Raw genomic sequence first — 13,003 nt, 5'->3', positions numbered from 1 at the left:
TCTGTCGCGCATCTGATTGCGCGTCTGATTACGCGGTAAGCGCTTCGGACGCCGCATGATGCGCGTGCCCGCCGACGAGACAATGCTTGTGCTCGACGTGATATTCGAATTCGTTCCAGAAGTGCTTGAGCATGCCGCGCACGGGCATGGCCGCCGCATCGCCGAGCGCGCAAATCGTGCGGCCCATGATGTTTTCGGCAACCGAGTTCAAGAGATCCAGATCTTCCTTGCGGCCAAGTCCGTGCTCGATACGATGCACCACGCGATACAGCCAGCCCGTGCCTTCGCGGCAAGGCGTGCACTGACCGCACGACTCTTCGTAATAGAAGTACGACAGACGCAGCAGCGAACGCACCATGCAACGCGTTTCGTTCATGACGATGACCGCGCCCGAGCCGAGCATGGAGCCCGCCTTGGCGATGGAATCGTAGTCCATGTCCGTTGCGAGCATCATCTCGCCCGGCACGACCGGCGCCGACGAACCGCCTGGAATGACCGCCTTGATCGACTCGCCGCGTACACCGCCGGCCAGTTCCATCAGCGTGGCGAACGGCGTGCCGAGCGGCACTTCATAGTTGCCAGGACGATTCACGTCACCCGACACCGAGAAGATCTTCGTGCCGCCGTTATTCGGCTTGCCGATCTCGAGGTAATTCTGCGGGCCGATTTCCAGCAGGAACGGCACGGCCGCGAACGTCTCGGTGTTGTTGATGGTGGTCGGCTTGCCGTACACGCCGAAGCTCGCCGGGAACGGCGGCTTGAAGCGCGGCTGGCCCTTCTTGCCTTCCAGCGATTCCAGCAGCGCGGTTTCTTCACCGCAGATATACGCGCCATAGCCATGATGCGCGTACAACTCGAACGAAAAGCCCGTGCCCAGGATGTTCGCGCCGAGATAACCGGCCGCGCGCGCCTCTTCGAGCGCCGCTTCGAACACGCGATAGACCTCGAAGATCTCGCCGTGAATGTAGTTGTAGCCCACGGTGATGCCCATTGCGTACGCGCCGATGGCCATGCCTTCGATCAGCGAATGCGGGTTCCAGCGCAGGATGTCGCGATCCTTGAACGTGCCCGGTTCGCCTTCGTCCGAATTGCAGACGAGATACTTCTGCCCCGGGAACTGACGCGGCATGAAGCTCCACTTGAGGCCGGTCGGAAAACCCGCGCCGCCGCGGCCGCGCAGACCCGACGCCTTGACGTCGGCGATCACTTGCTCGGGCGGAATCTTTTCTTCGAGAATGCGCCGCAACTGCTTGTAGCCGCCGCGCGCAACGTAATCTTCGAGATGCCAGTTCTCGCCGTTGAGGCCAGCGAGGATCAGCGGCTTGATGTGACGATCGTGGAGTGACGTCATTTCGAAAGTTCCTCGATCAACTGGTCGATCTTCTCGTGGCTCAGGAAGCTGCACATGCGGTGATTGTTCACCAGCACGACGGGTGCGTCGCCGCACGCGCCAAAGCATTCGCCTTCTTTCAGTGTGAACTTGCCGTCCGGCGTGGTTTCGCCGAAGTCGATGCCAAGCTTCTGCTTGAGGTACTGAGCAGCACTATCCGAGCCACCGTCCGGGCCGAGCTGGCAAGGCAGGTTCGTGCAAAGCGTGATCTTGTGCTTGCCGACCGGCGCGAGGTTATACATGGTGTAGAACGTCGCGACTTCCTGCACGGCGACCGGCGGCATGCTGAGATAGCTCGCCACGAACTGCATGAGTTCCGGCGAGAGCCACCCGTGCTCTTCCTGAGCGACAGCCAGTGCTGCCATCACCGCGGATTGCTTTTGCTCCGCGGGATATTTCGCGACCGCGCGATCGATTTCTTTCAGGCCTTCAGCTGAGATCATTTTCAGACACGACTCTTTCAATTCCTACCGAACGAAAACCTGCCGCGCCCTTCTTGTTGCGGCAGACCTGGCGTCCTGCGGTTTGCTGTTATTGCTGCTGCGCTGTTCGCTTGGGCGTCGAGCGAGAACCAATACGAACGGCTATCAGCGATCGATTTCGCCGAACACGATGTCTTGCGTGCCGATGATCGTCACGGCATCCGCGATCATGTGGCCGCGCGCCATTTCGTCGAGCGACGCGAGATGCGCGTAGCCCGGAGCGCGAATCTTGAGGCGATAAGGCTTGTTTGCGCCGTCCGAAATCAGATAGATGCCGAACTCGCCCTTCGGATGCTCGACGGCGGCATACGTCTCGCCTTCGGGCACGTGGAAGCCTTCGGTGAAGAGCTTGAAGTGGTGAATCAGCTCTTCCATGTTGCTCTTCATGCCGACGCGCGAAGGCGGCGCAACCTTGTGATTATCGACCATCACCGGGCCCGGATTCTTGCGCAGCCAGGCAATGCACTGTTTGGCGATACGCACGGACTGACGCATTTCCTCGACGCGCACCAGATAGCGGTCGTAGCAGTCGCCGTTCACGCCAACCGGAATGTCGAAGTCGAGTTGGTCATAGACTTCGTACGGCTGCTTCTTGCGCAGATCCCATTCGATGCCCGAGCCACGCAGCATTGCACCGGAAAGACCCATCTGCAACGCGCGCTCAGGACTCACCACGCCGATGCCGACAAGCCGCTGCTTCCAGATACGGTTGTCGGTGAGCAGCGTTTCGTACTCGTCGACACAGTGCGGGAAGCGATTGAAGAAGTCTTCGATGAAGTCGAGCAGCGAACCTTGACGGTTCTCGTTCATCCGGTCAAGCGCCTTCGCATTGCGAATTTTGGACGCCTTGTATTGCGGCATTGCGTCAGGCAGATCGCGATAAACGCCGCCCGGACGATAGTAAGCCGCGTGCATGCGCGCGCCCGACACCGCCTCGTAGACGTCCATCAGATCTTCGCGCTCGCGAAACGCATAGAGGAACACCGCCATGGCGCCGACGTCGAGCGCGTGCGATCCGATCCACATCAGGTGGTTCAGCACGCGCGTGATTTCGTCGAACAGCACGCGGATGTACTTCGCGCGGATCGGCACGTCGATACCGAGCAGCTTTTCGATGGCGAGCACATAGCCGTGCTCGTTGACCATCATCGACACGTAGTCCAGGCGGTCCATGTACGGAACCGACTGAATGAAGGTCTTGGTTTCCGCCAACTTTTCGGTCGCGCGATGCAAGAGGCCGATGTGCGGATCTGCGCGCTGGATGACTTCGCCGTCGAGTTCCAGCACAAGACGCAGCACACCGTGCGCTGCAGGGTGTTGCGGGCCGAAGTTCAGCGTGTAGTTCTTGATCTCTGCCATGGCGTTCTCTTAATGTTTCAGACCGCCGTAGCGATCTTCGCGAATCACGCGCGGCGTGATCTCGCGCGGTTCGATCGTCACAGGCTGATACACGACGCGCTTCTCTTCCGGGTCGTAGCGCATTTCCACGTAGCCGGAGATCGGGAAGTCCTTGCGGAACGGATGGCCGATGAAGCCATAATCCGTGAGAATGCGGCGCAGGTCGGGATGGCCTTCGAACACGATGCCGTACAGGTCGAACGCTTCGCGCTCGTACCAATTTGTCGACGACCAGATGTCGACCACCGACGGCACGATGGGCACTTCGTCGTCCGGTGCGAACACGCGCACGCGCACGCGCCAGTTGTTCGCGATGGACAGAAGATGCAGCACAGCGGCAAAACGCGGGCCGTCGTAGACGCCGTCGCCGAAGGTCGAATAGTCGACGCCGCACAGGTCCATGCACTGCTCGAAGCCGAGCGAGCGATCGTCACGCAGCCGGGTCGCGACTTCGATGTAGTCGGCCGCTTTCACGACCACCGTTACCTGACCCAGCGACTCGGTGACTTGGAGACGGTCGCCAAACGCCGCCTCGAGGTTCGCTTTGAGGGTCTCGAGTTTGCTTGCCATAATTGGGGAGGTTCAGGCCTTTATTGACGCGCGATGGTGTTGGTCCGGCGAATCTTCGCCTGCAACTGGATCACGCCGTAGACCAGCGCTTCGGCGGTCGGAGGACAGCCGGGCACGTAGACGTCGACCGGAACGATACGGTCGCAGCCGCGCACGACGGAATACGAATAGTGATAGTACCCGCCGCCGTTCGCGCACGAACCCATGGAGATGACCCAGCGCGGCTCGGCCATCTGGTCGTACACCTTACGAAGCGCGGGCGCCATCTTGTTGCACAGCGTGCCTGCCACGATCATGACGTCGGACTGACGCGGGCTCGGGCGAAACACCACCCCGAAGCGATCCAGGTCGTAGCGCGCCGCGCCCGCATGCATCATCTCGACCGCACAGCAGGCGAGACCGAACGTCATCGGCCAAAGAGAGCCGGTGCGCGTCCAATTGATCAGCTTGTCAGCCGTGGTGGTGACAAAGCCTTCCTTCAAGACCCCTTCGATACTCATTTGTTTTCCACTCCAGATGAGCTGCCAGCCATAGCCGCCCATGAATCCGGTGATCTAACTTTCATTCCCAGTCGAGTCCGCCCTTTCTCCAGATGTAGGCGAAGCCGAGCAAAAATTCGAGCAGAAAAATCATCATGGCCATGAAGCCCGGCCACCCGATATCGCGCAGGGCAACACCCCACGGAAACAGGAACGCCGTCTCAAGGTCGAAGATGATGAAAAGAATCGCGACGAGATAGTAACGCACATCGAACTTCATACGCGCGTCTTCGAAGGCTTCGAAGCCGCATTCGTACGGTGCGTTCTTTTCGGTGTCGGGTCTGTTGGGACCGAGAACTTTGCCGATGCTGACCAACGCTATACCCAGACCGAGGCCGACTACGATAAACAAGAAGACGGGGTAATAGGGTGCGAGGTTCAAGGCTATCCTCAGATCGGTAGATGTGGTCTGTGACTGTCTGGGTGCTGCTGCCGGCGCAAATGCACGGCGGAGAATTCACTTCGGACCGCTTGGTAACTCTTCGGCACCATGCTTATCACAACGATAAGTCAATGTGAAACCGTAAGGGTACTCCAGAAGTGACAATGCCAGCCGAAGCGATGCATGCGGCTGGCATTTGGATAACTTTTTGGTGCCGACGGCGAGACTCGAACTCGCACAGCTTTCGCCACTACCCCCTCAAGATAGCGTGTCTACCAATTTCACCACGTCGGCACTGTACTGCAATCCGGGAAAACAACTTCTTAATTGCCGCGAATCGCTACAAGACTTGAATTATAACTAGGTCTCACGAATTGTTCAACGCACAAAACACGAATAACGCGAAAATTTGTTCTGGGCGTTTCTTGGACAACCCGGCCAAGGAGTTCGGCGATTTACTTCGGCACGTCGGAACCCGGCGCGCTCGACGCAGGCGCGGCGGATGCCGGCGCAGTCGCAGCGGCAGGCGCCGAACCCGACTTTGCCGCAGCAGGCGCGGAAGCCGTGGGCGCAGGCATTGCACCGCCAAGAACGCCCGCGGAAACCTGCGGCTTGTAGCTGCCGATGTATGTCAGCGCCAGCGTCGTCACGAAGAAGACCGCGGCAAGCACGGCGGTCGTGCGTGATAGGAAGTTAGCGGAACCGGTCGCGCCAAACAGACTGCCCGATGCCCCACTTCCGAACGCCGCACCCATGTCCGCACCCTTGCCATGCTGCAACAGCACAAGCCCGATTACGCCAAGCGCCGACAACAACTGGACGACGATAATCAAAGTCTTCAAATACAGCATTTCAACTCACCTGGATCTTGATGTTTCCGTGACACTCATGTGCCGCGATTTGCTTCTTCGTCTGCCTGACGCTTCGGCCGTTTACTGAACCTCGGCCAACGCCGCCTGGCAAATCGCAAGAAAATCTTCCGACTTCAAGGACGCGCCGCCAATCAGCCCGCCGTCGATGTCCTGTTGCCCGAACAATTCCTGCGCGTTTTCGGGCTTCACGCTGCCGCCATACAACAGCGGCACGTTCGCCACCGACGCACCCTTCTCCGCCAGCTTCGCACGCACGAACGCGTGAACATCCTGCGCTTGCTGCGCCGTGGCGCTCTTGCCCGTGCCGATGGCCCACACCGGCTCGTACGCCACCACGATGCTCGCTGCCTGTTCCTCGGTCAACGCGAGCAACACGGCTTCGAGCTGCGTGCCGACGACTTCTTCAGTCGAGCCTGCTTCGCGCTGTTCGAGCGTCTCGCCGACGCACACAATGGGCGTCAGGCCTGCGTCGATTGCACGCAGCGCCTTGGCCGCCACGAGTTCCGGGCTTTCGCGATGATACGCGCGCCGCTCGGAATGCCCGACGATTGCATATGTCACACCGAAATCGGCGGCCATTTCCGCCGCGACTTCTCCGGTGAACGCGCCCTTCTCATGCGCGGACACATCCTGAACGCCCCAGCGCACGACCGAGCCGCTCAAAAGCGCCTGCGATTGCGCGAGGTACGGACATGGAACGCATACGCCCACACCCACGCTCTTCTGCAAGGCCGACGCCCCAACGGCGACCTCGCTCAGCAAAGCCGCGTTCTCTTTGATGCGGCCATGCATCTTCCAGTTGCCCACCACCAGTTTCGCTCGTTGTCTGGACATTGTCTCGTCACTCGACGGCGGTGGAATGACACCGCCATGCGTGGCGGCCTTTGAAGATCACCGGGGCGAACCCGATCGTTCATCAATCGTTCACCCGGAGGTTCAAAGACCACTCTGTTATAGGAATGTTTGAACCCTCTGCGCGTATTTCGAAAAAGCGAACTGCCAACTGCTTGCAAAACAGGCGATTTTACTGTGATACGGCGAAACCGGTCAAACCGCCAGAACCGCAACGCGCAACAATCAAGGGCAATCAGGCGTCCTCGCGCCAGTCGAGCATGATTTTGCCGACGTGCGTGCTGCTTTCCATCAACGTGTGTGCGGCTGCGGCTTCGCTTGCCGGGAACACCTGATGAATCACCGGCTTGATACGCCCCGCCTCGATCTCCGGCCAGACTTGCTCTTTCAGCTTAGCGGCAATCTTCGCCTTGAACGCCACCGGACGCGGCCGCAGGGTCGATCCGGTGATGACCAGCCGACGCCGCAGCACGTCATTGAGATTGATCTCCGCTTTTGCGCCGCCAAGCAGCGCGATCACGCAGATACGCCCGCCATCCGCAAGCGACTTCAGTTCGCGCGGGAGATAATCGCCCGCGACCATGTCGAGAATGACGTCGACTCCACGATCGTTCGTGAGCGAACGCACCACTTCGACGAAATCTTCCGTCTTGTAGTTGATTGCGCGCTCCGCGCCGAGTGCTTCGCAGGCGCGGCACTTTTCGTCGCTGCCGGCCGTGGCGAACACGCGAAAGCCGAGCGCCTTCGCAATCTGTATGGCCGTCACGCCGATACCGCTCGATCCGCCCTGCACGAGCAGCGTCTCCTCGTCGCCGTTTTCGCCCGAACCGAGATGCGCGCGCTCGAAGACATTGCTCCACACGGTGAAGAACGTTTCCGGCAGCGAAGCCGCTTCGATGTCCGTCAATCCAGCCGGAACCGGCAAACATTGTTCGAGCGGCGCAACCGCGTATTCCGCGTAACCGCCGCCCGCGAGCAGCGCGCAGACGCGATCGCCCTTCTTGAGGCCAAACGGATTATGTTTAGGATCGAAGTCGCCATCGACGATCTCGCCCGCCACTTCGAGCCCCGGCAAATCCGACGCGCCCGGCGGCGGCGCATACGCGCCCTTGCGCTGAAAAACATCGGGCCGGTTGACGCCGGAAGCGCTCACCTTGATGAGCACTTCGCACTTGCCCGGCTCGGGCTTCGGGCGCTCGCCCAGCTTCAGCACTTCGGGTGCACCAAACTCAGTGATTTCGATGGCCTTCATTGCTTCTCCCAGACAGTCAGTCGTGTGGCAAGCGCGTTGACTTGGCGAACCAGATGGCACTGTGCCGCGCGGGCAACACGCGCTCCACAGTGCCATCGGGTCCGGCGATGCATCGGACAAAGCGTCGCCCGCTGCACCTCATACAAGAAAACGGCCGGCTCGCAGATGCGGCCGGCCGTCGACACATTACCGCATTACTGCTGCGGCTGCGTCGGTTCGGCTTGTTGCGCGGCTTCGTTCAGAAGCGCCTTGGCCGACAGACGCACGCGACCCTTCTCGTCCGTCTGGATGACCTTGACCTTCACGATCTGGCCTTCCTTCAGGTAGTCGTTGATGTCCTTCACACGCTCGTTGACGATTTCCGAGATGTGCAGGAGACCATCCTTGCCCGGCAGGATATTCACGATCGCGCCGAAGTCCAGCAGCTTGAGCACCGGACCTTCGTACACTTGGCCCACTTCCACTTCGGCCGTGATGTTCTCGATACGCTTCTTCGCCTCGGCCATGCCTTCCGAGCTCGTGCTCGCAATGGTCACGACGCCGTCGTCGGAAATGTCGATGGTCGTGCCGGTCTCTTCCGTCAGCGCGCGGATCACCGAACCGCCCTTGCCGATCACGTCGCGAATCTTCTCCGGATTGATCTTGATGGTGATCATGCGCGGCGCGTAGTCCGACAGCTCCGTGTTCGTGGTCGGCACCGCGGCGGTCATCTTGCCGAGGATATGCATGCGGCCTTCCTTCGCCTGCGCGAGCGCGACCTGCATGATTTCCTTGGTGATGCCCTGAATCTTGATGTCCATTTGCAGCGCCGTCACGCCTTGCGCGGTGCCGGCCACCTTGAAGTCCATGTCGCCGAGGTGATCTTCGTCGCCGAGAATGTCGGTCAGAACCGCGAACTTGTTGTCTTCGAGGATGAGACCCATGGCAATGCCGGCCACGTGCGCCTTCATCGGCACGCCGGCGTCCATCAGCGCGAGGCAACCGCCGCAGACCGAAGCCATCGACGAAGAGCCGTTCGATTCCGTGATTTCCGACACGACGCGGATGGAATAGCCGAATTCGTCGGCGTTCGGCAGGCACGCGACCAGCGCGCGCTTGGCGAGACGGCCGTGACCGATTTCACGGCGCTTCGGCGAACCGACGCGGCCCGTTTCGCCCGTCGCGAACGGCGGCATGTTGTAGTGAAGCATGAAGCGCTCGCGGTATTCGCCTTCGAGCGCGTCGATGTTCTGCTCGTCGCCCTTCGTGCCGAGCGTGGCGACGACCAGCGCCTGCGTCTCGCCGCGCGTGAAGAGCGCCGAGCCGTGGGTGCGCGGCAGAACGCCGGTGCGGATTTCGATCGGACGCACGGTGCGCGTGTCGCGACCGTCGATACGCGGTTCGCCGTTCAAAATCTGCGAACGGACGATCTTCGCTTCGATGTCGAACAACACGTTGCCGATGGTCGCCGCATCCGCCGCTGCCGTGCCCGAAGCAGCCGCGTCCGCTGCGAGCTTCGCCGAGGTCGCCGCGAAAACTTCCTTCAGCTTGGCCGAACGCGCTTGCTTGTTGCGCAGTTGATAAGCCGCTTCCAGTTCCGGCTTGGCGATTTCCGTGACGCGCGAGATGAGCGCTTCGTTCTTCGGGGCCGGCTGCCAGTCCCATTCCGGCTTGCCGCCGTCGCGCACCAGTTCATGGATTGCGTCGATGGCGATTTGCATCTGCTCGTGGCCGAACACGACCGCGCCGAGCATGACTTCCTCGGACAACTGCTGCGCTTCCGATTCCACCATCAGCACCGCGCGTTCCGTACCGGCGACCACGAGGTCGAGCGCCGATTCCTTCATTTGCGGACGCGTCGGGTTCAGCACATATTCGTTGTTTATGTAGGCGACGCGCGCGGCGCCGACCGGGCCGTTGAACGGCAGACCGGACACGGCGAGCGCTGCCGACGCGCCGATCAGCGCGGGAATGTCGGCGGGAACGTCCGGGTTCAGCGACAGGACGTGGATCACGACCTGCACTTCGTTATAGAAGCCTTCCGGGAAGAGCGGGCGCAGCGGACGGTCGATCAGGCGCGAGATGAGCGTTTCGCCTTCGGACGGACGGCCTTCGCGGCGGAAGAAGCCACCCGGGATCTTGCCGGCGGCGTAGGTCTTTTCGAGGTAATCGACGGTCAGCGGGAAGAAATCCTGACCCGGCTTGGCGGTCTTTGCGCCGACGACAGTGGCGAGCACGACGGTATCTTCGACATCGACGATCACCGCGCCGCTTGCCTGACGAGCGATTTCACCCGTTTCCAGGCGGACGTTATGCTGTCCCCACTTGAATTCCTTGACGATCTTATTGAACATTGCGACTCCTTCTACGTTGCGCCACGCCGGATCGGTGGACGTTTGCCCACCGGACGGCGCTGGCTAGGCGGTACCGAGCCGCGCTTGAGAGGTGTGTTATGCCATTCCAGCGCGACGCGCGCATTGAGTGTTCGTACCGCGCTGGAATGACACAAAGCTCCGCCGCGAGGCTGCACCGAGTGTCTGTCCGGATGAAGCATCCGGGGTAAAGCATGTGAACTACTTGCCGATTATCAGCATTCGACGAACCCAATGATGAGAGATCGACCGAGCGCTGACCGGGCAAATGATCAGGCGAGCGGATCGCGCAAAAACAAAATGCCTGTATCAGCGAACTGACACAGGCACTTCGTTAGAACGCTGGCCGCAAAGCCACGTTTGGGCGCAATTACTTACGCAGACCCAGTTTTTCGATCAGCGAGCGGTAACGGTCCGCGTCCTTGCCCTTCAGGTAGTCGAGCAGCTTGCGGCGACGGCTCACCATGCGCAGCAAACCGCGGCGGCTGTGGTGGTCCTTCGTGTGGGCCTTGAAGTGGACGGTCAGTTCGTTGATGCGGCTCGTGAGCAGTGCGACTTGCACTTCGGGGGAGCCAGTGTCGTTGGCGCCGCGCGCGTATTCGGCGACGACGTCGGACTTCTTGATTTCTGCTGCGGACATTTGCTTTTCCTTTAAAACAGACAGGCGGTCACGGAAGAAAGGCCGTGCCGTGGTTTGTTCACGATAAATTCGCTTCTTCCAGACTCTTGGTTTCAGACTGTTTTCGACAGCCGGATCGAGTCAAAAAAGCGAAGCGCAGAGTATAGCATAGGGCGAAGTCCGAAAGACGGGCGACTAGCGCGCCGGACGCGCCATCTGGCATGTCGACGGCTGAACGGTCTTTTCCGCCGGCACCGCGAGCAGCGTCCGAAAGCCATAGTCCGAGCCTTCGTTATCGAACCGGATGCCCGCCGTGCCCGCCTTGTCCATCTCCATGACATACAGGGGCTGGATCAATTGATGATCTTCCGCGCGCATGGTCGATGCGTGGAATCCTTCGCCATCGAACTTCATGCCTTCGAGCGCGCGGGCCACGGCGTAAGGGTCCGCGCTGCCGGCGCGCGTCATCGCGGCGGCGAGCATCTCGATCATCAGCGGCATGCGCAGCACGAGGTAATCGTCCGATGCCGCCGGATAGCGCGCGCGGAAATCGCGGTAATACGCGTCCGATAACGCGCCGCCCGCATTCGGATGCCAGTCGGCGACCGCGATCACGCGCTTTACGCCGGCGTCACCCAGCGCGGCCGGTGCGCCGAGACTGTTGCCGTAGAACGTGTAGAACTTCGTGTCGAGCCCCTGCTCGCGCGCCGCCTTGACGAGCAACGTGAGATCGTTGCCCCAATTTCCGGTGATGACCGCGTCGGCCCCGCTCGCGCGAATCTTCGCGATATACGGCGCGAAATCCTTCACGCGGCCGATCGGATGAAACTCGTCGCCCGCAATCGCGATATCCGGCCTGCGTTCCTTCAGCGCACGCTGCGCTTCGCGGCTGACGTCGTGGCCGAAGCTGTAATCCTGATTCAGCAGATAGACCTTTTTGACCGCGCGATCGTTCTTCAGCGCGTCCGCGAGCGCGTCCATGCGCATGCCGGCGTGGGCATCGAAGCGAAAATGCCAGAAACTACACGCGGCGTTGGTCAGGGCGGGATCGTCGGCGGAGTAGTTGAGGAACACCACGCGATGCTCGGGCTCGCGCCCGTTCTGCTTGTCGATGGCCGTCACCAGCGCACCCGCCACCGCCGAACTGTTGCCCTGCATGACGAAGCCGATCCTGTCGTCGATCGCCGCGCGCAACTGTACGAGGCTCGCCTCGCTGCTGCCTTTACCATCGAGCACGACGAGCCGCAGCGGGTGCATGCCGTCTGCGAGCTTCACGCCGCCCTTCGCATTCACGCGCTCCACGCCGAAGCGCAAGTTGCGCTCGACCGCCGCGCCTGCGTTGGCGAAAGGTCCGGACATGCCCTCGATCATCGCGAGCTCGATGGGCGGCAAGTCAGCGGCGCTTACGTGCGCCATGAAAGACGACATCGCGCAGGCCAGCGCGGCCCGTTGCAGCCATCGCGCGGCTCGTTTGCTTGCGGATTCGCTCACCGTCAGCCCTTCCAGTCGAAGAAAGGGCGGATCATAGGACGGCTATGGCTCGCGGTGCAAGTGCGGCGATTCCGCGAGCGCCCTCTTCGCGTCGATGAGAGGCATCGCGCTTTTGTCCCGATGGCGTGTCAAAATCGAACGCGAACGATCCAGGCTTTGGCGACGATCGTCAAAACGATGAATGCGACAACGCGCGGCGCGCTGGAATCCTCGAGGCGCCAAGAACGTTAACACTGTCGCGACACAAGAATATGTGGAGGCCTTCATGCTGAACTCTTTCAACCGGCTGCGCGGCACGCTCGCTTGCGTGGGTGCCGCGCTCATGCTCACGGCTTGCGCGCAGCCCTGGCAAAACTTTCAGACGGGCGCGGATTCATCCACGCTCACCGCGCGCTTGGGCCCGCCACGCGAAGTCTACGATTTGCCCAACGGCGGCAAGCGCCTGATGTGGCCGACTCAACCGCTCGGTGAAGTCACGACCGCCGCCGATGTCGATGCTTCCGGCAAGATCGTCAGCGTGCGGCAAGTGCTCGACGAGAACGAGTTCTACAAGGCGCAGATCGGCACATGGACCAAGACGGACGTGCTCGTGAATTTCGGCCGTCCGGTGGAGACGTCGTACTTCCCGCTGATGAAGCGCGAAGTCTGGACGTATCGCTATATGGAGGCGAACGTCTGGTACATGATGTACAACTTCTATTTCGATGAACAAGGCATCGTGCGTCTCACGCAAAAAACGCCAGACCCGCTGCACGATCCCGACCGCCGCAACGCCTTTTGAAGTATTCAAAATGACGGAGGCCTC

13 protein-coding genes and 1 tRNA gene are annotated in these 13,003 nt (G+C 60.9%); 1 reads left to right on the top strand and 13 read right to left on the bottom strand.

Annotated elements, in window-relative coordinates; genetic code table 11:
* Nucleotides 1–28: 28 nt before the first annotated feature.
* The 13 genes from nuoF to P9292_RS31900 all read right to left on the bottom strand — a co-directional run bounded on the left by nuoF (nt 29) and on the right by P9292_RS31900 (nt 12,135).
* Nucleotides 29–1,351: an NADH-quinone oxidoreductase subunit NuoF gene (nuoF, locus tag P9292_RS31960; RefSeq protein WP_244825483.1), complete on the bottom strand. Its 1,323-nt coding sequence runs from the start codon at nt 1,349–1,351 to the stop codon at nt 29–31.
* The gene (gene nuoE, locus P9292_RS31955; RefSeq protein WP_244825485.1) at nt 1,348–1,833 is read right to left on the bottom strand and encodes an NADH-quinone oxidoreductase subunit NuoE; all 486 of its coding nucleotides are present in this window, start codon (nt 1,831–1,833) and stop codon (nt 1,348–1,350) included. The genes nuoF and nuoE overlap by 4 nt, the downstream gene beginning before the upstream one ends.
* Nucleotides 1,834–1,977: 144 nt before the next feature.
* Nucleotides 1,978–3,231 carry an NADH-quinone oxidoreductase subunit D gene (locus tag P9292_RS31950; RefSeq protein WP_250465136.1) on the bottom strand — a complete coding sequence of 418 codons (1,254 nt, stop codon included), beginning with the start codon at nt 3,229–3,231 and terminating at the stop codon, nt 1,978–1,980.
* Between the two features lie 9 nt (nt 3,232–3,240).
* The gene (locus P9292_RS31945) at nt 3,241–3,840 is read right to left on the bottom strand and encodes an NADH-quinone oxidoreductase subunit C (RefSeq protein WP_244825489.1); all 600 of its coding nucleotides are present in this window, start codon (nt 3,838–3,840) and stop codon (nt 3,241–3,243) included.
* Between the two features lie 20 nt (nt 3,841–3,860).
* On the bottom strand, nt 3,861–4,340 hold the full coding sequence (locus P9292_RS31940; protein ID WP_006052903.1) for an NADH-quinone oxidoreductase subunit B family protein: 480 nt from the start codon (nt 4,338–4,340) through the stop codon (nt 3,861–3,863).
* A 61-nt stretch (nt 4,341–4,401) separates the two neighbouring features.
* A complete protein-coding gene (locus P9292_RS31935) occupies nt 4,402–4,761 on the bottom strand; it encodes an NADH-quinone oxidoreductase subunit A (RefSeq protein ID WP_244825491.1) in 360 nt (119 codons plus the stop codon).
* A gap of 209 nt (nt 4,762–4,970) precedes the next feature.
* Nucleotides 4,971–5,055, bottom strand: a tRNA-Leu gene (locus P9292_RS31930).
* 161 nt (nt 5,056–5,216) lie between these two features.
* The gene (secG, locus tag P9292_RS31925; protein WP_244825493.1) at nt 5,217–5,612 is read right to left on the bottom strand and encodes a preprotein translocase subunit SecG; all 396 of its coding nucleotides are present in this window, start codon (nt 5,610–5,612) and stop codon (nt 5,217–5,219) included.
* 81 nt (nt 5,613–5,693) lie between these two features.
* On the bottom strand, nt 5,694–6,467 hold the full coding sequence (tpiA, locus tag P9292_RS31920; RefSeq protein WP_244825494.1) for a triose-phosphate isomerase: 774 nt from the start codon (nt 6,465–6,467) through the stop codon (nt 5,694–5,696).
* A 253-nt stretch (nt 6,468–6,720) separates the two neighbouring features.
* Nucleotides 6,721–7,737 (bottom strand): NAD(P)H-quinone oxidoreductase, encoded by a 1,017-nt coding sequence (locus P9292_RS31915; RefSeq protein WP_244825496.1) that lies wholly within the window; start codon nt 7,735–7,737, stop codon nt 6,721–6,723.
* Nucleotides 7,738–7,931: 194 nt separating this feature from the next.
* Entirely contained in the window at nt 7,932–10,070 is a 2,139-nt protein-coding gene (pnp, locus tag P9292_RS31910) for a polyribonucleotide nucleotidyltransferase (protein WP_244825498.1), read from the bottom strand.
* A gap of 388 nt (nt 10,071–10,458) precedes the next feature.
* The gene (rpsO, locus tag P9292_RS31905) at nt 10,459–10,728 is read right to left on the bottom strand and encodes a 30S ribosomal protein S15 (protein WP_244825500.1); all 270 of its coding nucleotides are present in this window, start codon (nt 10,726–10,728) and stop codon (nt 10,459–10,461) included.
* A 174-nt stretch (nt 10,729–10,902) separates the two neighbouring features.
* Complete coding sequence (locus P9292_RS31900) at nt 10,903–12,135, bottom strand: branched-chain amino acid ABC transporter substrate-binding protein (RefSeq protein WP_309964249.1); 1,233 nt, start codon at nt 12,133–12,135, stop codon at nt 10,903–10,905.
* A 328-nt stretch (nt 12,136–12,463) separates the two neighbouring features.
* Between P9292_RS31900 and P9292_RS31895 the strand changes: the two genes are divergently transcribed.
* Nucleotides 12,464–12,979 carry a hypothetical protein gene (locus P9292_RS31895; protein WP_244825501.1) on the top strand — a complete coding sequence of 172 codons (516 nt, stop codon included), beginning with the start codon at nt 12,464–12,466 and terminating at the stop codon, nt 12,977–12,979.
* Nucleotides 12,980–13,003: the final 24 nt, after the last annotated feature.

The sequence above is a fragment of the Caballeronia sp. LZ001 genome (genome assembly GCF_031450875.1).
Lineage (GTDB): Bacteria > Pseudomonadota > Gammaproteobacteria > Burkholderiales > Burkholderiaceae > Caballeronia.
The sequence above is the reverse complement of the archived record's forward strand: the minus strand, read 5'-3'. Positions and strand labels throughout refer to the sequence as shown.

What these genes read in the sequence shown, in the direction of transcription:
- secG (WP_244825493.1), bottom strand. Translation starts at nt 5,612, where the DNA reads ATGCTGTATTTGAAGACTTTGATTATCGTCGTCCAGTTGTTGTCGGCG.
- tpiA (WP_244825494.1), bottom strand. Translation starts at nt 6,467, where the DNA reads ATGTCCAGACAACGAGCGAAACTGGTGGTGGGCAACTGGAAGATGCAT.
- P9292_RS31915 (WP_244825496.1), bottom strand. Translation starts at nt 7,737, where the DNA reads ATGAAGGCCATCGAAATCACTGAGTTTGGTGCACCCGAAGTGCTGAAG.
- P9292_RS31895 (WP_244825501.1), top strand. Translation starts at nt 12,464, where the DNA reads ATGCTGAACTCTTTCAACCGGCTGCGCGGCACGCTCGCTTGCGTGGGT.
- pnp (WP_244825498.1), bottom strand. Translation starts at nt 10,070, where the DNA reads ATGTTCAATAAGATCGTCAAGGAATTCAAGTGGGGACAGCATAACGTC.
- P9292_RS31940 (WP_006052903.1), bottom strand. Translation starts at nt 4,340, where the DNA reads ATGAGTATCGAAGGGGTCTTGAAGGAAGGCTTTGTCACCACCACGGCT.
- P9292_RS31950 (WP_250465136.1), bottom strand. Translation starts at nt 3,231, where the DNA reads ATGGCAGAGATCAAGAACTACACGCTGAACTTCGGCCCGCAACACCCT.
- nuoE (WP_244825485.1), bottom strand. Translation starts at nt 1,833, where the DNA reads ATGATCTCAGCTGAAGGCCTGAAAGAAATCGATCGCGCGGTCGCGAAA.
- P9292_RS31945 (WP_244825489.1), bottom strand. Translation starts at nt 3,840, where the DNA reads ATGGCAAGCAAACTCGAGACCCTCAAAGCGAACCTCGAGGCGGCGTTT.
- nuoF (WP_244825483.1), bottom strand. Translation starts at nt 1,351, where the DNA reads ATGACGTCACTCCACGATCGTCACATCAAGCCGCTGATCCTCGCTGGC.
- P9292_RS31900 (WP_309964249.1), bottom strand. Translation starts at nt 12,135, where the DNA reads ATGTCGTCTTTCATGGCGCACGTAAGCGCCGCTGACTTGCCGCCCATC.
- rpsO (WP_244825500.1), bottom strand. Translation starts at nt 10,728, where the DNA reads ATGTCCGCAGCAGAAATCAAGAAGTCCGACGTCGTCGCCGAATACGCG.